The sequence below is a fragment of the Nonomuraea sp. NPDC052634 genome (assembly GCF_040678535.1).
In the GTDB taxonomy this organism is placed as follows: Bacteria; Actinomycetota; Actinomycetes; order Streptosporangiales; family Streptosporangiaceae; genus Nonomuraea; species Nonomuraea fastidiosa.
In genome coordinates, this window is record NZ_JBFATY010000006.1 from 1 (window position 1) to 26,551 (window position 26,551).

Annotated in this window: 23 protein-coding genes; 11 read left to right on the plus strand and 12 right to left on the minus strand. The window is 72.2% G+C overall.

The annotated features are described in order from the left end of the window. Positions 1-43: 43 nt before the first annotated feature. Positions 44-2,341, minus strand: coding sequence for a DNRLRE domain-containing protein (locus AB0K67_RS25280; protein ID WP_364064778.1), 2,298 nt, complete (start codon positions 2,339-2,341; stop codon positions 44-46). A 794-nt stretch (positions 2,342-3,135) separates the two neighbouring features. Beyond that, on the minus strand, positions 3,136-3,618 hold the full coding sequence (locus AB0K67_RS25285; RefSeq protein WP_364064782.1) for a DUF2000 domain-containing protein: 483 nt from the start codon (positions 3,616-3,618) through the stop codon (positions 3,136-3,138). A gap of 361 nt (positions 3,619-3,979) precedes the next feature. On the opposite strand from AB0K67_RS25285, the gene AB0K67_RS25290 reads away from it, so the two are divergent. The 3 genes from AB0K67_RS25290 to AB0K67_RS25300 all read left to right on the plus strand — a co-directional run bounded on the left by AB0K67_RS25290 (position 3,980) and on the right by AB0K67_RS25300 (position 7,530). After that, a complete protein-coding gene (locus tag AB0K67_RS25290) occupies positions 3,980-5,329 on the plus strand; it encodes a potassium transporter TrkG (RefSeq protein ID WP_364064785.1) in 1,350 nt (449 codons plus the stop codon). Between the two features lie 63 nt (positions 5,330-5,392). Further along, on the plus strand, positions 5,393-5,839 hold the full coding sequence (locus AB0K67_RS25295) for a DUF4383 domain-containing protein (RefSeq protein WP_364064787.1): 447 nt from the start codon (positions 5,393-5,395) through the stop codon (positions 5,837-5,839). Positions 5,840-5,904: 65 nt separating this feature from the next. Next, positions 5,905-7,530: a RecQ family ATP-dependent DNA helicase gene (locus tag AB0K67_RS25300; RefSeq protein ID WP_364064790.1), complete on the plus strand. Its 1,626-nt coding sequence runs from the start codon at positions 5,905-5,907 to the stop codon at positions 7,528-7,530. 40 nt (positions 7,531-7,570) lie between these two features. Here the strand turns inward: AB0K67_RS25300 and AB0K67_RS25305 are convergent, their stop codons facing one another. Both AB0K67_RS25305 and AB0K67_RS25310 read right to left on the minus strand, forming a co-directional pair. Then, complete coding sequence (locus AB0K67_RS25305) at positions 7,571-8,116, minus strand: DUF6789 family protein (protein WP_364064792.1); 546 nt, start codon at positions 8,114-8,116, stop codon at positions 7,571-7,573. Between the two features lie 69 nt (positions 8,117-8,185). Next, positions 8,186-8,551 carry a hypothetical protein gene (locus tag AB0K67_RS25310; protein ID WP_364064794.1) on the minus strand — a complete coding sequence of 122 codons (366 nt, stop codon included), beginning with the start codon at positions 8,549-8,551 and terminating at the stop codon, positions 8,186-8,188. 233 nt (positions 8,552-8,784) lie between these two features. Here AB0K67_RS25310 and AB0K67_RS25315 point away from each other — a divergent pair, with 233 nt between their 5' ends. Continuing rightward, positions 8,785-9,222 (plus strand): ester cyclase, encoded by a 438-nt coding sequence (locus AB0K67_RS25315; RefSeq protein WP_364064797.1) that lies wholly within the window; start codon positions 8,785-8,787, stop codon positions 9,220-9,222. Between the two features lie 7 nt (positions 9,223-9,229). On the opposite strand, the gene AB0K67_RS25320 is transcribed toward AB0K67_RS25315, so the two are convergent. Continuing rightward, complete coding sequence (locus AB0K67_RS25320) at positions 9,230-10,072, minus strand: helix-turn-helix transcriptional regulator (RefSeq protein ID WP_364064799.1); 843 nt, start codon at positions 10,070-10,072, stop codon at positions 9,230-9,232. Between the two features lie 100 nt (positions 10,073-10,172). Between AB0K67_RS25320 and AB0K67_RS25325 the strand changes: the two genes are divergently transcribed. Beyond that, positions 10,173-10,943: an SDR family NAD(P)-dependent oxidoreductase gene (locus AB0K67_RS25325; RefSeq protein ID WP_364064801.1), complete on the plus strand. Its 771-nt coding sequence runs from the start codon at positions 10,173-10,175 to the stop codon at positions 10,941-10,943. Between the two features lie 49 nt (positions 10,944-10,992). On the opposite strand, the gene AB0K67_RS25330 is transcribed toward AB0K67_RS25325, so the two are convergent. After that, positions 10,993-12,195, minus strand: a complete 1,203-nt coding sequence (locus AB0K67_RS25330) for a hypothetical protein (RefSeq protein ID WP_364064804.1) — start codon at positions 12,193-12,195, stop codon at positions 10,993-10,995. Positions 12,196-12,427: 232 nt separating this feature from the next. Here AB0K67_RS25330 and AB0K67_RS25335 point away from each other — a divergent pair, with 232 nt between their 5' ends. The 3 genes from AB0K67_RS25335 (at position 12,428) to AB0K67_RS25345 (ending at position 15,874) form a co-directional block, all read left to right on the plus strand. Next, on the plus strand, positions 12,428-13,258 hold the full coding sequence (locus AB0K67_RS25335; RefSeq protein WP_364064806.1) for a carotenoid biosynthesis protein: 831 nt from the start codon (positions 12,428-12,430) through the stop codon (positions 13,256-13,258). Beyond that, positions 13,246-14,703: a phytoene desaturase family protein gene (gene crtI / locus AB0K67_RS25340; RefSeq protein WP_364064808.1), complete on the plus strand. Its 1,458-nt coding sequence runs from the start codon at positions 13,246-13,248 to the stop codon at positions 14,701-14,703. Before AB0K67_RS25335 ends, crtI (AB0K67_RS25340) begins: the two co-directional genes overlap by 13 nt. Positions 14,704-14,773: 70 nt before the next feature. Continuing rightward, entirely contained in the window at positions 14,774-15,874 is a 1,101-nt protein-coding gene (locus tag AB0K67_RS25345) for a glycosyltransferase family 2 protein (RefSeq protein WP_364064811.1), read from the plus strand. Here AB0K67_RS25345 and AB0K67_RS25350 read toward each other — a convergent pair. Then, on the minus strand, positions 15,825-16,430 hold the full coding sequence (locus AB0K67_RS25350) for a glycerol-3-phosphate acyltransferase (RefSeq protein ID WP_364064813.1): 606 nt from the start codon (positions 16,428-16,430) through the stop codon (positions 15,825-15,827). The genes AB0K67_RS25345 and AB0K67_RS25350 overlap by 50 nt on opposite strands. A gap of 40 nt (positions 16,431-16,470) precedes the next feature. On the opposite strand from AB0K67_RS25350, the gene AB0K67_RS25355 reads away from it, so the two are divergent. After that, positions 16,471-17,190 (plus strand): spheroidene monooxygenase, encoded by a 720-nt coding sequence (locus AB0K67_RS25355; RefSeq protein WP_364064815.1) that lies wholly within the window; start codon positions 16,471-16,473, stop codon positions 17,188-17,190. 20 nt (positions 17,191-17,210) lie between these two features. On the opposite strand, the gene AB0K67_RS25360 is transcribed toward AB0K67_RS25355, so the two are convergent. From AB0K67_RS25360 to AB0K67_RS25375, 4 genes are read right to left on the minus strand one after another with little or no spacing between them, the layout of a single operon-like run. After that, positions 17,211-18,221 carry a phosphate acyltransferase PlsX gene (locus AB0K67_RS25360; RefSeq protein WP_364064818.1) on the minus strand — a complete coding sequence of 337 codons (1,011 nt, stop codon included), beginning with the start codon at positions 18,219-18,221 and terminating at the stop codon, positions 17,211-17,213. A 40-nt stretch (positions 18,222-18,261) separates the two neighbouring features. Then, the gene (locus AB0K67_RS25365; RefSeq protein WP_364064820.1) at positions 18,262-19,164 is read right to left on the minus strand and encodes a phytoene/squalene synthase family protein; all 903 of its coding nucleotides are present in this window, start codon (positions 19,162-19,164) and stop codon (positions 18,262-18,264) included. Then, positions 19,161-20,615 carry a phytoene desaturase family protein gene (gene crtI, locus AB0K67_RS25370; RefSeq protein WP_364064823.1) on the minus strand — a complete coding sequence of 485 codons (1,455 nt, stop codon included), beginning with the start codon at positions 20,613-20,615 and terminating at the stop codon, positions 19,161-19,163. The genes AB0K67_RS25365 and crtI (AB0K67_RS25370) overlap by 4 nt, the downstream gene beginning before the upstream one ends. Beyond that, complete coding sequence (locus AB0K67_RS25375) at positions 20,612-22,312, minus strand: polyprenyl synthetase family protein (protein WP_364064825.1); 1,701 nt, start codon at positions 22,310-22,312, stop codon at positions 20,612-20,614. Before AB0K67_RS25375 ends, crtI (AB0K67_RS25370) begins: the two co-directional genes overlap by 4 nt. A gap of 281 nt (positions 22,313-22,593) precedes the next feature. On the opposite strand from AB0K67_RS25375, the gene AB0K67_RS25380 reads away from it, so the two are divergent. Together AB0K67_RS25380 and AB0K67_RS25385 are read left to right on the plus strand one after the other, a co-directional pair. Then, positions 22,594-22,935: a metalloregulator ArsR/SmtB family transcription factor gene (locus AB0K67_RS25380; protein ID WP_364064827.1), complete on the plus strand. Its 342-nt coding sequence runs from the start codon at positions 22,594-22,596 to the stop codon at positions 22,933-22,935. Then, complete coding sequence (locus tag AB0K67_RS25385; RefSeq protein ID WP_364064830.1) at positions 22,932-24,764, plus strand: SulP family inorganic anion transporter; 1,833 nt, start codon at positions 22,932-22,934, stop codon at positions 24,762-24,764. Before AB0K67_RS25380 ends, AB0K67_RS25385 begins: the two co-directional genes overlap by 4 nt. A 65-nt stretch (positions 24,765-24,829) precedes the next feature. Here the strand turns inward: AB0K67_RS25385 and AB0K67_RS25390 are convergent, their stop codons facing one another. Then, positions 24,830-26,503 carry an FAD-binding dehydrogenase gene (locus tag AB0K67_RS25390; protein ID WP_364064832.1) on the minus strand — a complete coding sequence of 558 codons (1,674 nt, stop codon included), beginning with the start codon at positions 26,501-26,503 and terminating at the stop codon, positions 24,830-24,832. Positions 26,504-26,551: the final 48 nt, after the last annotated feature.

Here is a 26,551-nt window from a genome sequence, read left to right on the forward strand (position 1 = left end):
CATCTGGATTCCACACACCCACATGATCACTGCGGTGGCCGTCTCACGTCTCAGCCTCGACCAGATCGAGATCTCGAAGTGCGGCTGGAGTATTAGGCAGCGGCCTTGGCCAGCGCAGGGAGTACTGCTTTTCCTTCGCGGACATCCTCACGAACGGACGCATCCCGCCGGTTGAAATTTCCAGCTTGGTATCAGCGGCCAGGGTCTTGGGCCTGAGTGTGCCACTCTGCTCCGTCAGCGTCGTATCGATCGGCACCCACTCGTCGCCTTGACGGGTCCGCACCGGCCGAGCGGCGATCTCCGTCTTGAAGGCCTTACCATCCGGCTGAGCCATGGTGATGCTGGTTGCGGAGGTTTCGCTCACCACCTCTACCGGCTTGCCTAACCTCAGTGCAGTCAGTGACGCAACGGCCCGCGCCTGCGCACGTGAGGTGCCGGCCATCCGCGGGGCCGGGCTGTTGGACAGAGCTGTGCCGTTCTTACCCTCCGTCCACACGGCAGTACTTCCCAGCGTTGCGTTGTGCCCTTGCCCGGAGGAATCAGCGGCAACGGTGCCCATACCCTCGTCGAAATCCCAATGCCCCTGCACGGTCTCCTCCGTGGGAATCTCCACGGGCGCGCGATCAGGATTCAGGTCGTTTGCGATCTGTTCGTCCGTGAGCCCCTCCGGTGGGGGCGGCATCGTCTCCGGATCGGACTCGGTGACGTCCTCCATGCTGCGGGCCTCAATCAGGGCCTGTTCACGCGAAACCCTAGCGGGCGGGACCCTCTCATCGGTGATCTCGTCGCCTCGGTACTCCTCCAGCAGTTCGGAGGTGACGCCATCCTCGGGAAACTCGGGCATGCCGTCGTACACGGTGGTGCGCGTCAAGGGCGGCTCGGGGAGCTCGAAGTCCACAGTGAGGATGGGTGGATGCAGCCTGCCCTTGCACTGCTCGCGCGGAGCCGTGGTGCAACCACCGGCCTCGTCGGTGCGATACCGCCGCCAGTTGGTGAGGTCCGATTCACTGCCGGCCGCCAACTGAATGCCGTAGTTGGGCTTGCCGTCCACCCACGCCTGCACGATGTCATCGACCGAGTGGATCAAATCCCATGCATAGTTCATCGATCCGGTGCAGTCGGTGCTGTAGGCGCCGGGTTCGTTGTCTGCACCCTCATTGGTGACGGACGGCTGGCTGCTCCATGTCAGCGTCGCCTCATCCCAGTCAGAAGTGATTCGCCGTGCGGTGACACCGGAACCTACTCGGCTTCCACAGTCGTTCGACAGGTAGTTCCATAGAATCAGATCGGCGTTTTCGACCTTGCTGCCGGCGAACACGGCCGGCACGTCGGGGAAGCGTAGATAACTCCGCCAGCGCACCGTGCCGCTGTTGGACTTGCCGACAAGGATCCTATCGAGGGTGAAGTTGTTCCAGCTGTCCTGGTAGTCCTTGTCATTGACGAAAGTGTCCTGACCACCCAGGTGCCATTCGCTGGTATCCGTTTCCCACCAGTCGTCCGCGACGGCTGCCATCGTCACGGGGTACGTGACCGCCGGGTCAGCCAAGAATGTCGCATCCGGAGTGAACACCAGACTGTGGCCGTCCTCGGCGAGCGACACGGTGGCCGTGCCGATCTTCCCTGCGTCGATCGGGCCATCGGCGTCGGCGGCCTTCGCATCCTGCAGGAGCGTTGGCCGGACTTCGGTCAGTACCTTGCCGTCCTCATCCACGATGACAGGGCGTCCCGAGACGTTCTTCTTGAACGACAGACCATCCGGCAGATCCACCGGAACCCGGAAGGACACAGGGCCGACAGGGCGTTCGGCGATGGTGACTTGCTGCCGGAAACCGGTCGCGTCGGCGATCACGACCAGATCGCGGCCCTTGCCGTAAACATCGGGATATGTGGCCGTGTTTTCCTTAAGCCTCGGCTTGGGGAGCTCCAGCGGCGTCCCGATCTGCGCTGCAGCGTCCGCTGCTTGAGTCCTGAGCAGGGTCTTATCCCGACCGGCGGACAGAACCAGACCACCATGCGCAGCCTTGGGCTTGATGGCACCGTCCCTCTCGACGAGGGTGGTATCGATCGGCGTGAAGCCGGTGCCGTCGATGTTCTTGACGCGGATCGGCCGGGCGTACATCTCCATCCGGACCGTCTTGCCGTCCGGATTTGCATAAAAGGTGGCGCTTTCGGAGCGCAGCGATTCGATTTCGACGCGCCGGTTGGTCTTCTTCGCTTGCGCAAGCGCTTCCCCGGTCGGAGTGCTCGGCGGCGAGAGCTCGGCCGTCGAGTTACGGGTGGGGGATGGCGTGGGGCCTTGAGCCATGGCAGGAACGCTCATCATCGAGAGCGGCAGTGCCATGACTGCGATCAGGGCAACGCGGCGACTAGTCCAGCCGGATAAGCCAGACGCTCTTCGCACTGTGGTCACCGGATCCTTTCGCCAGATTGACAGAACCGAGTGATCATGACACGTGGGCCAGATTTCAGTAAAGATTGTTTTTAGTAACGGGAAAGCTGGCTTCCGTGAGGATCGGCCATGCCGAAGCAGACGCAAGGGGCCATCGGCAGTTGTTTCTCAGATCGTGCCGGGAGCCAGATGACCGGCGCGGTCAGGGTGACGGTGCCGAGGGAGATGTAGGCGGTTTCCCGTAGCGAGCGACCGCAGCGTGAATGTTCTTCGGTCGCTGATCGCACGTGTGACGACGTTGCGTGCCGCAACGCTCGGCGGTGGGCACTCCGCGTCGCCTACTCGGCGGCGGTTGGCGCGCCGGTCACGGGGTTCGAGAATGATGCGCAGGATCTTGCGGCTGCGCGAATTGACCGGTTGGCGGAAGAGAAACGGTCCTGTCCGCGGTCATACGAACGGGCCGGACGCGGGGGCATTCACGCCCGAGCCGGGGCACCGCTCGAAAGCATGGTCACCGGAATCGGGACATGTCTGGGGCGGGGTGCGCGAATGGCACTGGCCATGACGCATCCGGAGCGATCGACCTCTGTGTCACCGGGGAATGACGTCCTCCGCGGCGCCGCTCGCTATCGCACCATCGCGTATGAACCCATCGCGCACCGCCACTCCGCGTACTGCTGCATACGCCTTTCGCCAGCGGTTCAAGACGAGACGTGAACGGCACGCCTCGCCCGAAAACGTACGGCTCAGGCCAGCAGGGGGAGGCGGCCGACGATCTTGTCGATACGGTTGCGGGGGCCGACGAGGCTGACGGCGTAGTACTCGATGTCCTCCGCCTGCGTTTCCTTCACCGTGGCGAGGTAGTCGGCGTAGACGCGGGTGTGCTGGGCGGCGGCGGGCATGTCGGCGACGTAGCAGGTGTCGGAGGCGGCGGCCTTGGTTCTGATCGTGCGCAGGGTGGCGGTGTCGGCGGCCAGAACCGAGCAGCCGGCCCAGGGGAGGCCGGGGTGTGGGATGCCGCCGGCGTCCACCGCATCATCGCCCAGGAGGCCGGTGACCGCGCGGGAAGTAGCGGCGGCGACGCACACGGCGGCGTTGACGGCCCGGCCGGCGGGCAGGGAGTCGTTGACGACGATCACCCACTTCAGGCGGGCGGATCGGGTCGGGAGGGTGGGGTCGATCTCTTCCGGCGCGAAGCCGACGGCCCCCGTGGTGCTGCCGTTGGGCATGGCGATCACTTTCTGATCCGACGTACGGATTTTCCCGGTCAAGGTATTCATCCATGCGGGTCAGCGGCAAGCCCACCGTATATGTATCGGCAAAGGTCGGGTTCGGGTGGTCGGTGGCGTACTTGATAAGGCGAAATCCGGGTGGTGGCCGTCGAATGCACGGAAGGGTCCTGCGGCGACGTCACGCCCGGCCGGCGGGCACGCCGCCGTACGCCGGGCCGGCTGCGCTAGCGTAGGGCGTTGAAGTGCCGGAACGCCTGGTCGGCGGGGAGGTCTCCGGCACGTGCGAGCCCGACGGAGGCGCCCCCATGGACGACGACCGCAACAGGCCCGGCCGTGGCTCGCGCCGGGAGGTGGCCACATGAACGGGCGGCGACCCGCGGTGCCGGGGCGCGGGCGGCATCCGGCGGTGGTGATCGCGGCCGGGTTCGGCTCGGCGGTGCTGATCGGCACGCTGCTGCTCGGCACGCCGCCGGCGACGGCGTCGGGCGAGACGAGCTGGCTCACCGCGTTCTTCACCGCCACCTCGGCCGTGTGCCTGACGGGCCTGACGGTGGTGGACACCGGGACGCACTGGTCGGTGTTCGGCGAAGTGGTGATCACCGTTCTGTTCCAGGTGGGCGGGCTGGGCATCATGACGCTCGCCACGCTGGTCATGGTGATCCTGTCGGGCCGCATCGGGTTGCGGGCGCGGCTGTCGGCGCAGCTGGAGACGAAGGCGGTGGTGGGGGCCGACCTGCGTCATGTGCTGCGCAAGGTGGTGACGTTCACGGTGGTGTGCGAGGTCGTGGTCGCCACGCTCCTCACCGTACGGTTCGCCACCGGGTACGGCGAGCCGCTCGGCAGGGCGGTCTACCTCGGCGTCTTCCACGGGGTGTCGGCCTTCAACAACGCCGGTTTCGCCCTCTGGCCGGACAACCTGATGCGCTTCGTCACCGATCCGTGGATTTCCCTGACCATCGCGGGCGCGGTGCTCGTCGGCGGCCTGGGTTATCCGGTCGTCTTCGAGCTGCTGCGCACGTGGCGGCGGCCGAGCCGCTGGTCGATGCTGACGCGGGTCACGCTCGGGGTGAGCGCGCTGCTCATCACCGGGGGCACGCTGGCGTTCCTGATGACCGAGTGGCGCAACCCGGCGACGATGGGCCCGCTCGACGACTCGGGGAAGCTGCTCGCGGCGTTCTTCGCCGCCGTGATGCCGCGTTCTGGCGGCTTCAACACGCTCGACATCAGCCAGATGTATCCGTCGTCGTGGCTGATCACCGAGATCCTGATGTTCATCGGAGGCGGCAGCGCGAGCACGGCGGGCGGCATCAAGGTCACCACGTTCGGTTTCCTGCTGTTCATCATCTGGGCCGAGCTGCGCGGCGAGAACCACGTGAACATCGGCCACCGGCGGCTGCCCTCCTCCACGCAGCGGCAGGCGGTGTCCATCACGCTGCTCGGCGTCATCCTGGTCGCGTTCGCGACCTGGCTGCTGCTCACCATCAGCGTGCACGACCTCGACCGGGTGCTGTTCGAGGCGATCTCGGCGTTCTCCACCAACGGCCTGTCGACCGGCATCACGAACGAGATCCCGGTGGCGGGGCACGTCCTGATGAGCCTGCTGATGTTCGTCGGCCGCATCGGACCGCTCACGCTGGGCTCGGCCCTTGCGCTGAAGCAGCGTCGCCGCCGCTACGAGCTGCCCGAGGAGCGGGTGATCATCGGCTGAACCCCGACGCATGCGATCGTCCCTGTGGGTAGGAGGGGGGTCCAACTACCAAGGAGGCCCCCCATGATCACTCACCGCACCACGGCGAGCCGCACTCCCGTGCAGCTCGCGGCCCTGATCACCGGCGTGGTGTTCCTGCTCGTCGGCGTGCTCGGCTTCGTTCCGGGCGTGACCACCAACTTCGACCAGCTGCAGTTCGCCGGGCACCACTCCGACGCCCTGCTGCTCGGCCTCTTCCAGGTCTCGATCCTGCACAACATCGTGCACCTGATCTTCGGCATCGCCGGCGTGCTGCTGGCGAAGACGTGGAGCGGCGCGCGGAACTTCCTGGTCGTCGGCGGCATCATCTACCTGCTGCTGTGGCTGTACGGCCTGCTCGTCGCGCAGGACAGCCCGGCCAACTTCGTTCCGCTCAACACCGCCGACAACTGGCTGCACCTGATCCTGGGCGTCGGCATGGTCGCGCTCGGCGTGCTGCTGACCAGGGGCCGGACGGGCGCCAGGCACTGAGCGGTCGCCACCGCAGAACGAGCCGGCTGCCCGGCGCGCGGCCCGGCGAACGGACGGGAGGCCCGATGGAGGACGTGGGCGCGGCGTGCGAGCGGGTGGCCCGGCAGGCGCTCGGCCTGGCCGATCTGCGGCCGGGCCAGCTCGGCGCGATGACCGCCCTGGCGCGGGGCCGGGACGTGCTGGCCGTGATGCCGACCGGTGCCGGCAAGTCCGCGATCTACCAGGTGCCCGCGCTGCTGCTGCCGGGACCCACGGTCGTGGTCTCGCCGCTCATCGCGCTGCAGCGCGACCAGGTCGAGGCGCTGCGCGCAAAGGACGAGAAGGCGGTAAGCCTCGATGCGGGCACCTCGGCGGGGCGGCGGCGCAGCGCGTTCGAGTCGCTGCGCGCCGGGCGTACGGAGTTCCTGTTCTGCGCGCCCGAACAGCTCGCCAAGCCGGACGTCGTGCGCGACCTGGCGGCGGCGGGCCCGTCGCTGCTGGTCGTGGACGAGGCCCACCTGATCTCCTCGTGGGGGCACGACTTCCGCCCCGACTACCTGCGGCTCGGCCAGGTCGCCGAGGCGCTGGGCCGCCCGGCGATCGCCGCGCTGACCGCCACCGCCGCACCGCCCGTGCGGGCGGAGATCGCCGAACGGCTCGGCCTGCGCGACCCGGTGGAGATCGTGCAGGGGTTCGACCGGCCGAACATCTCGCTCGCCGTCCGCAGGATGCTGGACGATCCCGCGTCCGAGATCGTCGCCACCGTCGCCGGGCGGCCGGGGCCGGGCATCGTCTACACGGCCGTACGCAAGCAGACCACCCGCCTGAGCGAGCTGCTCGCCGAGGCGGGGGTGCGGGCGGCGGCCTACCATGCCGGGCTGCGGCGCTCCGAGCGCGATGAGGTGCACGGCGGGTTCATGTCGGGGGACGTGGACGTGGTGGTGGCCACCAGCGCGTTCGGCATGGGGATCGACAAGCCGGACGTGCGGTTCGTCGTCCACGCCGAGGTGCCCGGCTCGCCGGACGCCTACTACCAGGAGATCGGCCGCGCGGGTCGGGACGGCGAGCCGGCCGCGGCGACGCTGTTCTACCGGCAGGAGGATCTGGGGCTGCAGCGCTACTTCACCGGGACCGTGCCGGACGCGGACGCGCTGATCCGGGTGGCGCGGGCCGTCGCGGAGCGCGGCTCCTGTGACCGGCGTACGCTGTGCGAGCGCGCCGAGGTGTCGGCGCGCCGCCTGACGACGCTGCTCGACCTGCTGGAACGGGTCGGCGCGGTACGGGTCGGCACCCGCCGGGTCGAGCCGGTGCCCGATGCGCCCGCTCCCGAGGAGGCCGCCGGGCTGTCCAGGGAGCTGGCCGAGCGGCGCCGGGACGTGGAGCGTACCCGGCTGGAGATGATGCGCCGCTACGCCGAGACCGGCGACTGCCGGCGGCGGTTCCTGCTCGGTTACTTCGGCGAGCAGGTCGCGGAGGCGTGCGGCAACTGCGACACCTGCCGGGCCGGCACCGCCGGCCGGGCAGGCCGGGAGGTGGAGAGCGGGCCGTTCCCCGCGCGCGCTCGCGTCGAGCACCGCGCCTGGGGGCCGGGCGAGGTCATCTCGCGCGGTGAGGACCGGCTGACGGTGCTGTTCGACACGGCCGGGTACCGGGAGCTGCAGCTCGACACAGTGCTCGACCAGGACCTCCTCACCGAGCCCCCGGACTCCTGACCGCTCTATGCGGTGCGGGCCGGTTCGCGGGAAAGGCCCGTCAGATGCGGGCGTGGGCGTGGCGGCGGTGGTACTCCGTCGTGCCGGGCTCAGGGCGGTACGCCGGTTCGCGGTGCTCGCCGCCCTCCCCCCGTGCCCGCTTCCTGTCCGCTTTCCGCGCTGTACGAGCGTTGAGCCGGTTCATGGCCTTGGTGAGGATCATGCCGTACACGATGTGCCCGGCGATCATGACGGCGGGGCGGCCGGGCAGGTCGCGGGTGGCGGCGGGCAGGATCCTGAGGCCGGGCACCCAGCCCTGGTAGCTGGCGGCCCAGATGGCCAGAGCGTAGCCGACGCCGGCGATGGAGGGCGTACGGTCGCCGCGGGCCAGCAGCCCGTACAGCGAGCCCGCGCCGACACCGAAGCCGAAGTGCGCCATGGCGCCCGCGACCCCCTCACCCGACTTGGGCCGGTGCTTGTGGCCGGGCAGCATCGCGCGGGCGATGCGTTTGGGCGGCTGGTCGGGCATGAGGCCCATCCTGCTGCCGGCCAGCATGACCCCGCTCATCGCGGCGGTGGCGACGGCGCCGCAGACGGCGCCCTTCATGAGAGCTCGCATCATGGTAGGCGGTTGCCCGCCAGATCGGGCGGGAAACGCCCGCCCGATCTGAGACGGTCAGCTCACCATCGCCAGCGCGCCCCGGTCGGCGCTGAGGTGCACGACGTTCCCTTCGACCCTGGCGACCTGGTCGGGGGTCACGTACAGGTCTCGGGAGAACCAGCCCTTGGCGTCCACCTTGACGAAGCCCGTACGCACGAGCCTGGCCGCGAGCGCGGGCGGCAGGTCGGGCTCAGGATCGGTGAAGACATCGGCAAGGATCGGCACGACGCCCGGACGCGGGCCGGACTCCTGCCCCTCCGTGGTGGCGGCCTGCGGGTCGCCCAGCTTGACGAACTCCACCGTTCCCAGCTCTTTGCCGTCGCTGTCCACGACCTTCATCCCGGACCGCACCTGGTCGATCGGCTCCTGATAGGCATGCACGGCACCGCTCCTCTCCCTCGGTTCGAGGCGGTACGCCTACCCAGAAAGCGCCGGACCAGCCCGAGACGGCGCGGCGGACCCCGCGTTTACCGGGCGCTGAGCGCACGGCCGCCACGGATGGCGATTTTGGCGGGTGCTTGGGAGCGCCGTGCCGCAGATCGCGCCGACACTGGAGGGGGCGCACCACCGCCGGTGGCGCGCCCGGTGACAAGGCTCGGGGGTAAGCCGTGTCCATGTTCTGGGATCTCAAGCACCGGTTGAACGAGGCGGTCAACGCCCACGACCTGCCGCTCGTTCTCGACTGCTACAGCAAGGACGCCGTCTACGTCACGCCGTGCGGCGTGGCGGAGGGACTCGACCAGATCGAGTGGATGTATCAGCAGACGTTCCGCGGTTTTCCCGACTGGCACGCGACGGCCTGGTTCGAGCTGGGCGACTGCGACAACCCGGCCATCACCGAGTGGACCTACACCGGCACGAACACCGGGGTCCTGCTGCTGCCCAACGGGCGGGAGATCGCGCCGACGCGCCGCCGGATCACGGTGCGGGCGAGCTGCACCGCGTTCGTCGAGGACGGCAAGATCTGCTCGCACCGCGAGTACTACGACCAGCTCGAACTGTACTGCCAGCTCGGCTTCGGCCTGCTGGAGCGGGAGAAGATCCCCGCGTGAGCGGCGCTCAGGCCCTGGTGAACCGCTGCTGCCCGACCACGTTGAGCAGCCGCAGCTTCTCGTCGCCCTCGCTGCGCGGCGGCGCGGTGAGCACCAGCAGCGCCTGGGCCTGGTCCTCGGTGAACAGCACCTGGCAGTCCACCTCGATCTCGCCGAGCTCGGGATGGATGAGCACCTTGTGGTCCTCGAACCGCTTGGCCACCTCGTGCCGCTCCCACAGCTCGGCGAACTCGGCGCTCTCCTTCTGCAGCGCCCTGACCAGCTCGCCCGCCTGCGAGTCGGGGCCGCGTGCGCCGTGGACGGCGCGCAGGTTGGCGACCAGGGAACGGCTCTGCCGGGCGTGGTCGTACTCCGGGTAGCGCCGACGCGTGGCCGGATCGGTGAACCAGCGGTAGATCTCGTAGCGGGCCAGCCCTGTGTAGCCGGAGGCGTCGCCGAACAGCGCCTCGGCCGGCCGGTTCTGCACCAGCGTCTCCCCCAGGTCCGACAGGATGAGCGCCGGCGTGTCGCACAGGCGGTCCATCATCCGCAGCAGCGCGGGGGCGACGTGCGTCACGGCCGACAGCGTCGCGGGGGCGTTGTGGCCGGAGATCTGGAACAGGTAGCGGCGCTCGTCGTCCGTCAGCCGCAGCGCCCGAGCCAGCGAGGCGAGCATCTGCACGCTCGGCTGCGGGCCGCGCTGCTGCTCGAGCCGGGTGTAGTAGTCGGTCGACATCACCGCGAGCGAGGCCACCTCCTCGCGCCGCAGCCCAGGAGCCCGGCGGCGGGCGCCCGACGGGAGCCCCACGTCCTCGGGCTGCAGTGCTTCACGGCGGCGACGCAGGAAGTCCGCCAGAGCTGCGCGATCCATACAGCCCATTATGTGTACGGGCGATACGCCAACCAGGGATCGCCGATCCCCCGATGAACGGTCTCTGCACCCGCGCGCGCCGCTCGGCCACGCTCGAAGCATGCAGATCTCAGGGAACACCATCTTCATCCCCGGCGGCACGAGCGGCATCGGGCTCGCGCTCGCCCTGGCCCTGCGCGACAAGGGCAACACCGTGATCGTGGGCGGCCGGCGTACCGAGCTGCTTGAGCGGATCGCCGCCGAGAACCCCGGCATCGACACCGTCACCATCGACACGACCGACCCGGCGAGCATCCAGGCCGCCGCCGGGCAGGTCATCGCCCGGCATCCCGAGCTGAACGTGCTCATCGCGATGGCCGGCATCATGCGGGTCGAGGACTGGCGCAAGCCCGAGTCGTTCCTCGCCGCCGCCGAGGAGGTCGTGACGACCAACCTGCTCGGGCCGATCCGGCTCATCGCCGCGTTCATCGAGCACCTGCAGACGCGGCCGGACGCCACCATCGTCACCGTCTCGTCGGGCCTGGCGTTCACCCCGCTGAAGATCACGCCCAGCTACAACGCCTCCAAGGCGGCGATCCACATGCTCAGCGAGACGCTGCGGCTCCAGCTCGACGGCACGAGCGTGCGGGTGATGGAGCTCGTGCCGCCGTCCGTACGCACCACGCTGCTGCCCGGGCAGGAGACGAACGAGCACGCGATGCCGCTGGAGGAGTACATCGCGGAGACCATGGAGCTGCTGGAGAGCCGGCCGGACGCCAAGGAGATCCAGGTCGAACGGGTGAAGTTCCTCCGCTACAGCGAAGTCCGCGGCGAGTACGACGAGGTCGTGGCGATACTGAACAGCACGGACCCGCACGCGAGCGGCGCCTGACGCCTGAACGGCCCCAGGCACCGCCGTGGTGCGGGCCCGGGGCCGATGGTCAGCGGTTGGCGGCGAGGCTGTGGACCGGGTGCTCGCCCTCGGTCTGCAGCCGGTACTCGTGGCCCGAGGTGGCGCGGTTGTCGTCGATGACGCGCTCGGACGGCGCCTTCTCGCCGCCCATGAGGGCTTCCTGCATCTTCTCGAAGCGCTCGTGGGCGTCCTGGACGTAGCCGGTGCCCAGCGTCGTGTAGTCGATCTGGGTGGCCAGCAGCTCGCGCAGGTAGCCCTTGTTCGGCTCGAAGGTGACCGGCGCGGGCAGCGCGGGCGCGAGCACCTGCTCGGGCTCGCGGCCGTCGAAGCGCTTGAACAGCTCGGCGGCCAGGCGGAGGTGCTCGAGCTCCATGTTCAGGTGGAGCTCCCAGACGTTCTTCACCTTGGGGTCGGTCTCGGTCTCCATGAACGAGTGGTACAGGTAGCACTCGTTGTACTCGTGGTTGAGCAGCATCTCCCACCAGCTCTCGCCGGGGTCGACGAGCGACTCGTAGTGGGTGACGTGCTCTTCCTCGATGAGGCCGATCTCCTGGTAGAGCTGGCGGGCGATCGGCTCCATGTAGGTGGGGCCGACGTTCATGTAGAAGTTCATGGTCTGCTGCTCGGCCGCCATGATGGTCAGCGCGTGCAGCTTGGAGATCGGGGCTGCGCTCGACCGGTCGTACGGCTCGCGCACGTTGTCGATCGGGTTGCGGTGGTGCATGAACGTCGGGCGGCCCGGCATGACCTCGGTGAGCTGGTCGACGATCTTCTCCGCCTTGCGGTGCTCGATCATCTCGTACAGGTTCGCGTACCGGTAGAGGTGGTCGAAGTCCTCCAGCACGCCGAACTGGTACGCCTGCTGCAGGTACGGGTCCGGCTCCATGCGGGCGACCCAGGCGGTGAGGTCCACCGCGACCTGCTCGTACGCGATCGTCGTCTCCAGCACCGAGGCGAGGCCGGGCAGCAGCCAGTTGACCGCCTTCTGCTGCTGCGCCTCGATGTAGCGGACCCTGGCGAGCTGCTGCTTGATCTCGAGGTCGGGGCAGTGCCGGGCCATGTGGTGGCTGAACATGATGGCCTCGACCTCAATGCCGTTCATCGTGATGATGCGACACCGCGTGTACGGATCGGCGTGGTCGGGATCGATCGGCGTGACGTTCAGCTCCCGCCAGTTGCGCAGTTGCTTGTCCAGCGGGATGCCCCGCTCCTGGAGTGGGTTGAAGGTCATGTGCGTGCGCTCCTTCGCGCTGGTTCGAGTGAGCAAACGTGACTTGCCCGGCTACCCGAGGGCTTCCCGGCGCAACCTCTGGCCGCGCCCCGATGAACCTCCGTGTTCGGTAATGAACCCCGCTCACCAGCGAAAAAGGCGATCTTTGCCTCGTTCCAGACGATCTCTTGGCGGGCGGCCGGGCACGACCATCCCCGGACTCATGAGCGCCCACGAACAGAGAAGACGGAGTGTGAAGCGGACGCCGGGCGAACGGACGGCAGGCGCGGCCATCGGGCCGGCCCGCGCGCTCGGCGTGCTGTCGCTGCTCGCCATGACGGCGCTGCAGGTGGCATCGGGGCTGGACGCGCGGCCCGACCGGTACGTCACCGCGATCGTGGCGCTGCTCGCGGCGAGCGCGGTCGCCTTCGCCGCGGACGCCTGGGGGCCGCGCAGGGCGGCCGGCGCGTTCTGCGCGGCGGTGCTGACCGGGTACGCGGCCGAGCTGGCCGGCGTGCTGACCGGGTTCCCGTTCGGCTCCTACTCCTACACCGATGTGCTGTGGCCGCAGGTGGGCGGCGTGCCCGTGGTGGTGACGCTGGCCTGGGGCGGTATGGGGCTGGCGGCGTACGCGGTGGGCGCGGCGCTGGCGACCGGCTGGGGGCGCATATGCGCCGGCGCGGGTGCGCTGACGGCGTGGGATCTGTTCCTCGACCCGCAGATGGTCGGGCTCGGGCTGTGGGCGTGGGCGGAGGACGGCTTCTACCGGGGCATTCCGCTGAGCAACTTCGCCGGGTGGCTGGTGGTGTCGGCACTGGTCATGCTCGTCATCGGGCGCGTCGCCCGTGGCCCCGCGCCGGCCGGCGAGCGCCTCGCCCGCAAGGCCGCCCCCGCCGGCGAGCGCTTCGCCCGTGAGCCCGCCCCGGCGAGCGGGCTGCTCGTGCTCTACACGGTCATGGCGGTGATGGAGACGGTCGCGTTCGCGGCGGTGTTCGTCCCCGCGGACCCGCTGGTGGCGGCGGCCGGCGGGCTCGCGATGGGTGGATTCGCCGCTGCGGCGTGGAGGCGGTCGTGGCAGAGGTGACGGTGATCGGCGGCGGCGTGGGCGGCATGGTGTGCGCGCTGCTGCTGGCCAGGCAGGGCCACGAGGTCCGCCTGTACGAGCAGCGCGAACGGCTCGGCGGCAAGCTGGCCGAGCACCGCAGGGACGGCTTCACGTTCTCGCTCGGCCCCTCGCTGCTCACCATGCCGGGCCTCTTTCGTGACCTGGGCCTGCGCCGCGAGCTGATCGAGCCGGATCCGCTGTGCCGGTACCGCTTCGCCGACGGCAGCGTGCTCGACGCCCGGCGGGACCCGGAGCTGATGGCCGCCGCCGTCGAACGGCTGGCGCCCGGCGAGGGACGCGCCTGGCGGGCCTTCCACGAGTGGGCCAGGGGCTGCCTGCGGGCGGCCGGCCGCACCGCGTTCGCCGGGCCGCTGATCCGGCCGCCGGACGGGGCGCGGCCGTCCGATCTGCTGGCGGTGGCGCCGGGCCGCACGCTGGACGGGCTCGCCCGCCGCTTCTTCCGCGACCCGCGCCTGCGCCAGTACGTCGGCCGCTACGCCACCTACGCCGGGTCGAGCCCGTACAACGCGCCCGCCGCGCTCGGCTGCGTGCCCGCGCTGGAGCACGGGCAGGGCGTCTGGTACGCGCCGGGCGGCCTCGCCCGGCTGGCCGACGACCTGGCGCTGATGCTCAAGGCGGCGGGCGCGCAGGTGTTCCTGTCGGAGCCGGTCGCCGCCGTCGAGGCGGACCGCTCCCGTGTCACCGGGGTGCGGCTGGCGAGCGGGCGGCGGGTGCGCACGGACGTCGTGGTCGCCAATACCGACGCCGCCGCCCTGTACGGCGAGCTGCTGCCGGACCGGCGGCGGCTGCGCGGGATCGCCAGGCTCGGCCCCTCGTCGTCGGCGCTGCTGGTGCTGGCCGGCGTGGCGGGACGGACGCCGGGGCTGCCGCACCACTCGGTGCTGTTCTCCGCCTCCTATGAGCGGGAGTTCGACGACATCTTCCGCCGCCGGGTGCCGCCTTGCGACCCGACCATCTACGCCGGCTGCTCGGCGGTGGACGACGACTCGCAGGCGCCGCAGGGGGCGGAGAACTGGACGCTGCTCGTCAACGTGCCCGCCCGGGATCCGGCGCGGTGGCCGATGCGGGTGGAGGCGTACCGGGATCTGGTGCTGGAACGGCTGGCCGAGCGCGGACACGACCTGTCGGGGCGGCTGCGCTTCGCCGACGTGTTCACCCCCGCTGACCTGCGCGACCGCTACGGCGCCTGGGGCGGCGCGATCTACGGCAGCGCCCATCGGGGCCGGTTCTCGCCCTTCCTCCGCCCCGGCAACCGGGGGCCCAGGCGGGGGCTGTACCTGGTCGGCGGTTCCGTGCATCCGGGCGGCGGGCTGCCGATGGTGACGATGGGCGCGAAGATCGTGGCGGGGCTGGTGGCGCGTGACTTCCCGCACGTGGGCGATGGCCGCGGCGGCGCCCGGTGAGAACGCTCGCCGCCGCACCCGCGCTTGCCTCGGTGCTCTCCTTGGGCGGCGTGCGGTGAGGGCGCTTGCCGTGGCGCAGGTCGTCGCCGGTGTCGTCGCGGCGGCGCGGCTGGCGCGGGGGCGGCGGCGGTTGCCGGCGCTCGCGCCGCGCATGACCGCCCGTACGACGATCTCCGTCGTCGTCCCCGCGCGGGACGAGGCGGCGCGCATCGGGCCGTGCCTGCGGGCCGCGCTCGCCGCCCCGGCCGTCACCGAGGTGATCGTCGTGGACGACGGCTCGCGCGACGGCACGGCGAATGTGGCCGCCGCGCTGGGCGCCAAGGTGATCAGCGGCGCGCCGCTGCCGGACGGCTGGGTGGGCAAGCAGTGGGCGCTGCGCCAGGGCGTCGGCGCCGCAACCGGCGAAGTCGTGGTCACGCTGGACGCCGACGCGCGGCCCGAGCCCGGGCTGTTCGGCGCGCTGGCGGCCGCGCTCGAACGCTACGACCTGGTGAGCGCGGCTCCGAGGTTCGCCTGTGACGGCCCGCTCGAACAGGCGCTGCACGCGGCGATGCTGGCGACGCTGGTCTACCGGTTCGGCCCGGCGGGCCCGCCGGCGCCGCCGCCTCCGCACCGGGTCGTCGCCAATGGCCAGTGCATGGCGTTCCGCCGCGAGCAGCTCGCCCGCGTGGACGGCTTCGCGCTCGTACGCGACCGCATGACGGACGATGTGGCGCTGGCCCGCTGCCTGGCGGGGCGCGGCTGGTCGGTGGGGTTCCTCGACGCGGGTTCGCTGCTCGAGGTGGACATGCACGACTCGGTGGCCGAGCTGTGGCGGGAGTGGGGACGTTCGCTGCCGCTGCGCGACGTGACCGGGCCCGGGTGGCAGGCGGCCGACCTGGCCGTGATCTGGCTGACCTGCGCGCTGCCCGCGCTGCGCGTGGCCGCCGGGCGGCCCACCGGCCTGGACGCGGGTCTGCTGGCGATGCGGCTGCCGCTGGCGTACGCGTTGCGCGGCAGCTACCGCGATCCCGGCCCGGGACTGCTGCTGTCGCCGCTGCTCGACCCGGCCGCCGCGCTCCGGCTCACGATGGCGACGCTGCGCCCGGTCCGTACGTGGCGGGGCCGCACGTACCCGGCGGTCACCGCCGGCGGCCGGCGAGCGCGGCCTGGGCGAAGCGCAGCCCGATGAGGCACATGAGCGCGCCGGTCGCGGCCACCAGCTCCACGGGCGCGAACAGCAGCTGCAGCACCGGCACCCCGAACACCGCCACCCGCGCCCCCACCGCGAACGACCGCGTCACCCACGCCGTCACCGCCAGCACCACCGATCCGAGCAGGAAGGCCGCCGGGCAGATGACCGCCACCCCACCCGCGAAGGTGAGAATCGACCGCCCACCGCGGAACCCGGCGAACACCGGCCACGCGTGCCCGATCATCGCCGCGCCCGTCGCCACGTACACCGGCAGCACGCTGGTCCCGGTGACCGTGCCGAGCCCGGTGACGTGCGCGCCGCTGAGCACCAGCGCCACCAGCGCGGCCAGCGTGCCCTTCGCCGTGTCCCCCGCGAACACCGGGATCGCCGCCCTGAGGCCGAGCTGTTCCTTGACGTTCCAGTACCCGGGGTTGCGGTCGCCCGCCTCGCGCGGATCGACGCCGTGCCTGCGCGCCACCAGCACCGCGACCGGCACCGAGCCGAGCAGGTAACCGGCGATGAGCGCGACCAGCACGATCCCTGCTTCAGCCATCGCGTCGTTCCACCTCGTCAGGTACGACAGGCTGGGGGCGATGAGCCACATGGCCTTCGACCGGCCGCTGCTGCGCGGCACCCCGGGGCTGCGGTTCTGGCGGCTGCTCGGCACGGGGCGCGGGCGGGCCATGTCGCTCGGGGCCGACCTGCGGCGGTGGGCGCTGTTCGCGGTCTGGCGGTGTGAGGACGATCTTGAGGTGTTCCTGCGTACCTCGCCGATCGCCGCGCGGTGGCGGGCCGAGGCGCGCGAGCGTTGGCAGGTGCGGCTGGCTCCGCTGACCTCGCGCGGCACCTGGTCGGGACGCGACCCGTTCGCCCTCGACCGGATCGGCGGCCGGCCCGGCGAGCACGGCGAGCGGTCCGGCCAGGGCCGCGATCAGGCTGGTGAGCACGGCGACCGGCCCGACGCTCGACGCGTGCGGACCGGCGGGCCCGTCGCCGTGCTCACCCGGGCGTCGATCCGGCCTCGGCGGCTGGTCGCGTTCTACCGGTCGGTGCCCTCGGTCGAGGAGCTGCTGCGGCGGCAGGACGGCTGCCTGGCCTCGATCGGCATGGGCGAGTGGCCGGTGGCCAGGCAGGCGACGTTCTCGCTGTGGCGGGACGCGGCGGCGGTGCGCGCCTTCGCCTATCGGGGCGCCGCTCACCGGCAGGTCATCGAGCGGGTACGGGCGCACGACTGGTACGCCGAGGAGCTGTTCGCCCGGTTCGTCCCGTACGCCAGCGAAGGCACGTGGGACGGCGCCGACCCGCTCCGCTGACCCCGCCGCCGCGCCCGGCGTCATGTGACCGGCTCCGCCGTCGTGGTCTCGATGCCGGTCACCTGGCCGTGCCTGGCCAGGTCCCGGGCGACGACGCAGGCGCGGGCGATCGTGGCGGCGGGCGATGAGCCGTGCGCGATGACGACCGTGCCGCGCAGCCCCAGCAGGGCCGCGCCGCCGTGGGTCTCGGGGTCGTAGCGGCGGGCCACCTCGGCGAGCCGTTCAGGGGACGCGATCCCGGCCTCGGCGACCATGGCCAGCGTCGTGCGTACGCAGCCTTCGACGTTCTTCAGCAGCACGTTGCCGGTGAACCCGTCGGTGACGATCACGTCGACCGTGCCCGCCAGCACGTCGTGGCCTTCGATGTTGCCGTGGAAGCGCAGCGGCAGCGTGGCCAGCAGCTCCTCGGCCCGGCGGCTCAGCCGGTTGCCCTTGCCCGGCTCCGCGCCGATCGACAGCAGCCCCACCAGCGGGTCGGGACGGCCCAGCACCGCCCGCGCGTATCCCGCGCCGAGCATGGCGAACTGCGCCATCATCGCCGGGCTCGGGTCCGCGGTCGCGCCCGCGTCCACCAGCACGCTCCCGCCGCCGCGCAGCGCGGGCAGCACCACGGCCAGCGCGGGGCGCAGTACGCCGGGGGCGCGGCCGATGCCGCGTACCGCGCAGGAGACGGCCGCCCCGGTCGAGCCCGCCGACACGAACGCGCCGCCCTCTCCCCTGCCGACCAGCGCGCAGCCCACGGCGAGGCTGGACCGGGTGAGCGCGGCGGCCCCTGCCCCGCTCTCGGCCATCGGCACCGCCTCGTCGGCGTGCACGACCGCCAGCTCGCCGAGCGCATCGTGTCTGTGCAGCTCCGCCTCCACAACGGGCCGCGCGCCGACCAGCACGACGGGCACCCCGTGTCCGCGCCGGGCGAGCACGGCCCCGGCGACCGTCGCCGCCGGCCCGTGATCGCCGCCCATCGCATCCAGCACCACGGGCGGCTCTCCAGGTGACGCGGCGGGCACGCCGCCCGAGGTCACCGCGGTCACGACGGCTCTCCGGCCGGCGCGGCGAGCGCAGGGGCGGTGATCATGGCAGCTCCACGTGGACGCGGCGTTCGGCCCTGCCCGCCTGGGCCGAGTGCAGCAGGTGGCGGGCGAAGACGGCGGCCTTGCGGTGGCGCGGCACGCGTACCCGGCCGGCGAGCACCTCGTACGACCGCCGTTCGATCTCGTCGAGGATGCCGCCGTACAGCTCGAAGGCGGCGCGCACGCACGGCCGGGACGACGCCGTGAGCAGGCCGATGCCGCAGGCGGCCGCCCGGTAGTGCTCGCGGGCCCGCTCCGCTTCGTACGCGAGCAGCTCCCGCACGGCGGGCCCGGCGCGGCGGCCGCCCAGCTCGTCCGGGCGCACCCCGAACTTGTCCAGGTCGGCCATCGGCAGGTAGATCCGGCCGCGGGCGTGGTCCTCGCGGACGTCGCGCAGGAAGTTCGTGAGCTGGAACGCCAGGCCGAGCTGCTTGGCGGGCTCGCGTGCCGCCTCGGCGCGGCCCGGCTCGGGCTCCAGCACCGGCAGCATCATGGTGCCGATGGCGGCGGCCGAGCCCGCCATGTAGCCGAGCAGGTCGTCGTAGGTGGCGTACCGGGTGACCGACAGGTCGGCGCGCATGGAGGCCAGGAACGCGGCGACGTCGCCGTGGTCGATGCCGAACGAGCGCACGGTGTGCAGGAACGCGGGCAGCACCGGGTCGCCGGCGATCCGCTCCCCGGCCAGTCCGGCCTCGACCCGGGCGGCCAGCCGGTCCAGCGCGCGCTCGCGGTCGCCGGTCATCGTGAACGAGTCCACGATCTCGTCGGCGTAGCGGGCGAACCCGTACAGGGCGTGCACGTGCCGCCTTTTCCAGCGGGGCAGCAGCCGGGTGGCCAGGTAGTAGGAGCGGCCGTAGCGGGCGTGCAACCGCCGGCAGCGCTCGTAGCTGGCGGTGAGCGTCAACGGTGCTCCTTCAGGATGCGCGCGGCGGCGAGCCGGCCGGAGATGAGCACCGGCGGCACCCCGACTCCCGGTGCGGTGTACATGCCGGCGAAGTGCAGCCCCGGCACCCGGCGGGCGACCGCCGACGGACGCAGCCAGGCCGTCTGGGTGACGCGGTGGTCCAGCGCGAACGGGGTCCCCGCGCTGTGCCCCCTGGCCGCCCAGGCGGGCGGGTCGAGCACCAGCCGGGGCGCGTCCGTGAGGTCGCCGTAGCCGAGCGCGGCCAGGCGGTCGAGCAGCCGCGACTCGAGCAGCGGGCGCAGCCGCCGCCAGTCGGCGCGGCGCAGGTTGGGGGCGGGTTCGAGGACGCTCAGCGTGGCCTGGCCCGGCGGTGCCGACTCGCCGTCGGGGCGCGGGCAGGTGACGAGCAGGCTCGGGTCCGGCTGGGGCCGGCCCTGCTCCAGCGCCTTGAACGTCCGCCGCCAGGCGCGCCCGAAGTGCAGCGTGTGGTGCGCCTGACCGTCCGGGACGCGGTCGAGACCCGCGTGCAGCACCAGGCAGCTCGGCGAGTGCCGGGGGCGGCGCAGCCGCCAGTCGCCGGCCAGGGCGGGCAGCATCCTGCGGGCCGCCAGCCGGTCGCAGGCCACCACCACGTGGCGGGCGGGCAGCCGTTCGCCGTCGTCGAGCAGCACGCCGGTGACGCCGTCGCCGTCGGTCAGGACCTCCAGGGCGCGGACGCCGTACCTGGTGGTCGCGCCCAGCTTCTCCAGCAGGGCGGCGAGCGCGAGCGGGATCGCGTGCATGCCGCCGTGCTCCGGGAAGTAGACGCCGCCGATCGTGTCCATGTGGGCGATGACGGCGTAGATGCCGAGGGCGCGCTGCGGCGACAGGCCCACGTACAGGGCCTGGAAGGTGTGCGCCTTGATCAGCCTCGGGTCGGTGAGGTGGCGGGCCGCCAGGCGGTCCAACCGGCGGAAACCGCCCAAGGCGGCCAGGCGCAGCAGCGCGGCCGGCCTGGCGAGCGCGCGCAGCCGGGTCATGTCGGCGTCGATGAACGCCGGCCACTCCACCCGGAACATCTCATCGAGCAGCGCGCGGTAGCGCTCGTAGCGGGCGGCCTCTGCGGGGCCGCACAGCGTACGGACCTGGTCGGTCATCGCCTCGCGCTCGGGCAGCACGTCCAGTCTGGACCCGTCGTCGAACACCATCCGGTACGACGGGTCGAGGCGGCGCAGCGGCACCCAGTGGCGCAGCTCCTCACCGGCCGCTCCGAACACCTCGGCGAGCACGTCCGGCATGGTCAGCACCGACGGCCCCACATCGAACCGGTACGGTCCGACCCTCGCGGTGCCGCAGCACCCTCCGGGCTCCGCGGTGGCCTCGACCAGCGTGACCTGCCGCCCGGCCGCCGCCAGGTGCACCGCCGCCGCCAGCCCGCCGAGCCCCGCCCCGACGACCACCACCTCGCTCATCGCCCCGGCCTTTCAGCCCACGCCCCAGGGCGGCCCGTGCGGTCCGTACGGGATTCGACCACGTCCCTCTCCTCTGGGTCGCCTCCGGCGATCGGACGGGAGCCTGCTCCGGCACCGACCCGCGCTGGTGCTCCTGCAGCCAGGCCGGCACCCGGTTCCGTGCCCGCCCATGAAGAAGCTGCGGTTTCCGCACGCGCCACCGCCCTAGCGTCGGCCGGACCGGCCCCGGCAGTCGGGCCGGAAGGCGCATCCGTGCCCGCCCCTGGCTCCGCCCTCCCAGCCGGGCCGGAAGGCGCATCCGCGCCCGTGTCCGAGGCGGCTCCGGCGGAGGGCTTCGTGGCGTCCCCGCCCCCGTGCCCCGGCGTGGGTGCGGCCGGTCGTCCGGTGGCGCGGCCGGGGGCGGCGGCAGGTCCGGCCTGGGGTGCCGGCGCGTCGGGCGGCTGGGTGGTCGTGGTGGCCAGGTGGGTCAGGGCGCGCCGGGCGTCGGGTGGGAGGCCGGGCGGGTGGTCGAGGGCCGCGATCGCCTCGGCGACCAGGTCGGCGATGCGGCGCTCCGCCGCGTCCAGGGCGCCGCACTCGACGATCAGCCTGCGGGCTTCGGCCACGCCTTCGGGGCCGGTGATCGCGTCGAGCGCGGGAGCGCCGCCGGTCAGCCTCCGGGCCTCGGCGAGCAGGTACGTGGCCTTGCCCTGGAGCAGGTCGGCCCCTGCGGGCTTGCCGGTCACGGCGGGGTCGCCGAACACGCCGTTGACGTCGTCCCTGAGCTGGAACGCCTCGCCCAGCGGCAGTGCGTACGCCCTGAGCAGGCGGCGCGTCGGCGCGGACCCGCCCGCGACGGCGTGCCCGAGGAGAAGCGGCCGCTCGACGGTGTACTTGCCGGACTTGTACAGCGAGATCAGCCGGGCCTGCTCCTCTTCCGCCGTCCCGCCGCCCTGCTGCCCGACGCCCTGCCCACCGGCACGGCCCTGCTCCTCTTCCGCCGTCCCATCGTCCTCCTGCCCGGCGCCCCGCTCACCGGCACGCCCCTGCCCGGCAGCCTTCCCACCGGTCTCTGCGGCGGCGTCTCCCCCTCCGTGCTCGCCCGCCTCCTCGTCGGCTCGGGTGCCGGGCGGGAGGGTGGCAGAGGGGCGGGTGGCGGGAGCGCCGGCCGTGAAGGTGCGGGTGAGGTCGAGGTATTGGCCGCCGATGGCCTCCACGCGCAGCCGGGTGAGGTGGTCGAGTGCGGCGGGCAGGTGGGTGCCGGTTTCCAGGATGGCCGCGTCGGCCCAGGTCAAGGCGAGCAGCGCGAGCAGCGTCGCCACCGACTCGCCGAAGCGTTCGGGGTCGCCGCGCAGGCCCTTCGCGCGGTGCAGGCCGGCGAGCGCGACGTGGGCGGGCGGCCGGCCGCGCCGCGCGCCCGCTTCGTCCATGATGTCGTCGAGCAGCAGCGCCGCCGCGTGCACGAGCTCCACCGCGCACGCCGCAGGCAGGACCTCCTCCGGCCGCTCGCCGCCCCCGGCGCGGTAGCCCCAGTAGACGAACTCCGGCCGCAGCCGCTTGCCGCCGCCGAGCACGAAGGCTACGAGGTGCTCGCGCACCAGCCCGGCGTCCTCGTCGTCCAGGAACGCGAGCCGGCCGAGCTGCCGTTCGAGCAGGCGCTCCAAGTGCCGGTCGACCAGCTCCCGTACGTGGCCGGTCCGCGCCGTCACCGTGTCCATGCACACAGCTCCTTGTCGCCGTTCGTATGTCTGTCAGAGGAGCTGACCCCGATTACGCAGGGTTATGACCCGTAGCAACACGGTAACCATCGGACGCCGCATCCCAACCGGGACACGCCAGGAAAGCCGTCCAAGCACCCCCACCGACCGGCCCGGCGCGGAGCCGTCTGACGGAGCGTCGCAGTAGCGAAATTGCGATTTTTCGCAATTCATTGGAAACTAACCTAGTCATCCCATGACCCGAGCACCTGAGAAGGCACGAAGGAAGGACGCACGCAGAGATGTCGGTGCCCTTGTACGAGGCGAAAGCCGAGCTGTTCCGCCTGCTGGGGCATCCCGTGCGCATCCGGGTGCTCGAACTGCTGCAGGACGGCCCCAAGCCGGTGCGCGACCTGCTGGCCGAGATCGAGGTGGAGCCGACCGGGCTGTCGCAGCACCTGGCCGTGCTACGCCGCTCCGAGCTGGTCACCGCACGGCGTGACGGCTCCACCGTGGTGTACGCGATGTCCGGCGGCGACGTGGCCGAGCTGCTGCGCGCGGCCCGTCACCTGCTCCAGGCCAAGCTCTCCGGCCGTCACGAGCTGCTGAACGAGCTGCTCGAAGCGGAGGCCGGCGAGCGGTGAACGACGTTCTCCTGGCGGGCTGGGCCCGCCTGCGCTCGGTCCTGCCTGCCCGCGCCGACCTGGCCGCCTTCGGCCGCCACCCGCGCCGCGACCTGCTGGCCGGCCTGACGGTGGCGATCGTGGCGCTGCCGCTCGCGCTCGGCTTCGGCATCTCCAGCGGCCTCGGCGCCGAGGCGGGCCTGGCCACCGCCGTGGTGGCGGGTGCGCTGGCGGCCGTGTTCGGCGGCTCCGCCCTGCAGGTGTCGGGGCCGACCGGCGCGATGACGGTGGTGCTGGTGCCGATCACGCACACGTACGGCCCCACCGGCGTGCTGACGGTCGGCGTGATGGCCGGTCTCATCCTGCTCGGCCTGTCGCTGGCACGGGCGGGACGGTTCATGACCCTGGTGCCCGCCCCGGTGGTGGAGGGCTTCACGCTGGGCATCGCCTGCGTGATCGGCCTGCAGCAGGTGCCCGCCGCGCTCGGCGTGCCGACGCCGGAGGGCGACAAGGTCCCGGCCGTGGCCTGGCAGGCGGTGCTCGACTTCGTCGCCCGTCCCAACTGGGCCGCGCTCGCGGTGGCCGGCGCGGTCGCCGCGGTGATGCTGGTGGGCGCGCGGTGGCGGCCAACCGTGCCGTTCTCGCTGCTGGCGGTGGCCGCCGCGACGATCGTCGCCGAGCTGGTGAGCCTGCCGGTGGACCGCATCGGCAACCTGCCCGCAGGGCTGCCCGCGCCGTCGCTCGCGTTCCTGGACGTCTCCGCGCTCGGCTCGCTCATCGCCCCGGCGATCGCGGTCGCCGCGCTGGCCGCGCTGGAGTCGCTGCTGTCGGCCGCCGTCGCGGACGGCATGAGCGTCAACCACAAGCACGACCCCGACAAGGAGCTGTTCGGTCAGGGTCTGGCCAACCTCTTCGCGCCGCTGTTCGGCGGCGTGCCGGCCACGGGCGCGATCGCGCGTACGGCGGTCAACGTGCGGGCGGGTGCCACGTCCCGGCTTGCTTCCCTCGCGCACGCCGCGATCCTTGGCGTGATCGTGTTCACCGCCGCCGATCTGGTGGGCAGGATTCCGCTGGCGGCGCTGGCGGGCGTGCTGCTCGCCACGGCGGTGCGCATGGTCGAGGTCGGCTCGGTACGCGCGATGCTCCGCTCCACCCGTTCCGACGCCCTCGTGCTGGCGCTGACCGCGATCGCCACGCTCGCGCTCGACCTGGTGGCGGCCGTCATCATCGGCCTGATCGTGGCGGGTGCGCTCGCGCTGCGGGCCATCGCGCGCAACGTCCGCCTCGACCACGTGCCGCTCCACCCCGACCTGCCCGGCGACCACGACGAGGAGGAGCGGGCGCTGCTCGCCGAGCACATCGTGGCCTACCGGCTGGACGGCCCGCTGTTCTTCGCCGCCGCGCACCGCTTCCTGCTGGAGCTGTCGGAGGTGTCCGACGTCTCCGTGGTCATCCTGCGCATGTCGCGGGTCACCACGATCGACGCCAGCGGCGCGCTGGTGCTCGGCGATGCGATCACCCGGCTGGAACGGCGCGGCGTCACGGTGCTCGTCTCCGGCATCCGCGACGGCCACCACAAGCCGCTGCGGGCGCTCGGGGTGATCGCCCGGCTGGACGAGGCCGGGCGGGTGTTCGCCTCCACGCCCGAGGCCATCGCCGCGGCCCGCCGCCTGCTGAGCGAGGCCGGCATCCTCCCCGCGGGGCGGTCTGCGACGACCGAACCGGTGTCTGCGGGTCGCCCGAGCGAGCCCGCCGCACCCGTGGGCGCGGCGCGGTCGAACGAGCCCGCCGGCGCGGGCTCGCCGGGCGAGCCCGCGGAGCCCACCGGCCCGGCGCCGAACGCCGGCTAGCGCGTCACACCGCCGGCCGGCGCCTCACGCTGCCCGGCCGGCGCCCACGCCACCGGGCCGGAGCGTCACGCGACCGCGTCGGCGGCGGCTCGGCCCGCCTGGCGGCCGGAGAACAGGCAGCCGCCGAGGAAGGTGCCCTCCAGGGCGCTGTAGCCGTGGACGCCGCCGCCGCCGAACCCGGCCGCCTCCCCTACCGCGTACAGGCCGGGGACGGGCGAGCCGTCGGCGCCGAGCGCGCGCGAGTCGAGGTCGGTCTGGATGCCGCCGAGGGTCTTGCGGGTCAGGATGTGCAGCTTGACGCCGATGAGCGGGCCGGCCTGCGGGTCGAGGATGCGGTGGGGCACGGCGGTGCGGGTGAGCCGGTCGCCGAGGAAGCGCCGGGAGTTGTGGATGCCCTGCACCTGCGCGTCCTTGCTGTAGGGGTTGGCGATCTGCAGGTCGCGGGCCTCGATCTGGCGGCGCAGCTCGGCGGCGTCGAGCAGCGGCTTGTCGGTGAGCTCGTTCATCTTGGCGACGAGCTCTTCCAGCGTGCGGGCCACGACGAAGTCGGCGCCGTGCCGCTTGAACGCCTCGACCGGCGCGGGCGCGCCCTTGCCGAAGAGGCGGCTGCGCAGCACGGCCGTGCGGTCGCCGCTGGTGATGTCGGGGTTCTGCTCGGAGCCGGAGAGCGCGAACTCCTTCTCGATGATCCGCTGGTTGAGTATGAACCAGGAGTGGTCGTACTCGGCGATGTCGGGCGTGGTGCGCAGGTACTTCAGCGTGGCGAGGGTGTCGTAGCCGGGCAGGCAGGGGTCGGGCAGGCGGCGGCCGAGCGCGTCGAACCACAGCGACGACGGCCCGGGCAGGATGCGGATGCCGTGGCCCGGCCAGATGGGGTTCCAGTTCTGGACGCCTTCGGCGTAGTGCCACATGCGGTCGCGGTTGACCATGCGGGCGCCGGCGGCGGCGCTGATGCCGAGCATGCGCCCGTCCACGTACGCCGGCACGCCGATGATCATGCTCTGCGGCGGGGTGCCGAGCCGCTGCGGCCAGGACTGCCGGACGAGGTCGAGGTTGCCGCCGATGCCGCCGCTCGCGACGATGACGGCCTGCGCGGTCAGCTCGAAGGAGCCGGTCACGTCGCGGTTGGAGGCGACGCCGCGCGGCGAGTCGTCGTCGGCGAGCAGGCTGCCGCGCACGCCGGTGACGGCGCCGTTCTGGACGATCAGCTCGTCCACCCGGTGGCGGTGGTGGAAGCTGAGCAGCCCGGCGTCGGCGGCCCGCCGGGCGGCGCGCACGAACGGCGCCACCACGCCGGTGCCGGTGCCCCAGGCGACGTGGAAGCGGGGCACGGAGTTGCCGTGGCCGTCGGCGCGCAGGCCGCCGCGTTCCGCCCAGCCGACGATGGGGGTCAGCTTGATGCCCTGGGCGTCGATCCAGGAGCGCTTCTCGCTCGCGGCCCACTCGACGTACGCGCGGGCCCACCGCTCGGCCCACAGGTCCTCGTCGTCGAGGCGGTCGAAGCGGGCGCTGCCCTGCCAGTCGTTCCAGGCCAGCTCGAAGGAGTCCTTCACGCGCAGGCGCCGCTGCTCGGGCGAGTCGACGATGAACAGCCCGCCGAACGACCAGTACGCCTGCCCGCCCAGGTTGGCCGCGCTCTCCTGGTCGACCAGCGCCACCTTGCGTCCCCTGCTGGTCAGCTCCTGGGCCGCGACGAGCCCGGACAGGCCCGCGCCCACGATGATGACGTCCGCGTCCATGGCGGCACTCCTTTCTCCAGCACTCCGGCGGCGTGCTGCTGCTGTGGC

Bases quoted from the DNA above. Each gene is read 5' to 3' on its own strand.
- AB0K67_RS25280 (WP_364064778.1), bottom strand. From the start codon at position 2,341: ATGGCACTGCCGCTCTCGATGATGAGCGTTCCTGCCATGGCTCAAGGC.
- AB0K67_RS25285 (WP_364064782.1), bottom strand. From the start codon at position 3,618: ATGCCCAACGGCAGCACCACGGGGGCCGTCGGCTTCGCGCCGGAAGAG.
- AB0K67_RS25290 (WP_364064785.1), top strand. From the start codon at position 3,980: ATGAACGGGCGGCGACCCGCGGTGCCGGGGCGCGGGCGGCATCCGGCG.
- AB0K67_RS25295 (WP_364064787.1), top strand. From the start codon at position 5,393: ATGATCACTCACCGCACCACGGCGAGCCGCACTCCCGTGCAGCTCGCG.
- AB0K67_RS25300 (WP_364064790.1), top strand. From the start codon at position 5,905: ATGGAGGACGTGGGCGCGGCGTGCGAGCGGGTGGCCCGGCAGGCGCTC.
- AB0K67_RS25305 (WP_364064792.1), bottom strand. From the start codon at position 8,116: ATGAAGGGCGCCGTCTGCGGCGCCGTCGCCACCGCCGCGATGAGCGGG.
- AB0K67_RS25315 (WP_364064797.1), top strand. From the start codon at position 8,785: ATGTTCTGGGATCTCAAGCACCGGTTGAACGAGGCGGTCAACGCCCAC.
- AB0K67_RS25320 (WP_364064799.1), bottom strand. From the start codon at position 10,072: ATGGATCGCGCAGCTCTGGCGGACTTCCTGCGTCGCCGCCGTGAAGCA.
- AB0K67_RS25325 (WP_364064801.1), top strand. From the start codon at position 10,173: ATGCAGATCTCAGGGAACACCATCTTCATCCCCGGCGGCACGAGCGGC.
- AB0K67_RS25330 (WP_364064804.1), bottom strand. From the start codon at position 12,195: ATGACCTTCAACCCACTCCAGGAGCGGGGCATCCCGCTGGACAAGCAA.
- AB0K67_RS25350 (WP_364064813.1), bottom strand. From the start codon at position 16,430: ATGGCTGAAGCAGGGATCGTGCTGGTCGCGCTCATCGCCGGTTACCTG.
- AB0K67_RS25355 (WP_364064815.1), top strand. From the start codon at position 16,471: ATGAGCCACATGGCCTTCGACCGGCCGCTGCTGCGCGGCACCCCGGGG.
- crtI (WP_364064823.1), bottom strand. From the start codon at position 20,615: ATGAGCGAGGTGGTGGTCGTCGGGGCGGGGCTCGGCGGGCTGGCGGCG.
- AB0K67_RS25375 (WP_364064825.1), bottom strand. From the start codon at position 22,312: ATGGACACGGTGACGGCGCGGACCGGCCACGTACGGGAGCTGGTCGAC.
- AB0K67_RS25380 (WP_364064827.1), top strand. From the start codon at position 22,594: ATGTCGGTGCCCTTGTACGAGGCGAAAGCCGAGCTGTTCCGCCTGCTG.
- AB0K67_RS25390 (WP_364064832.1), bottom strand. From the start codon at position 26,503: ATGGACGCGGACGTCATCATCGTGGGCGCGGGCCTGTCCGGGCTCGTC.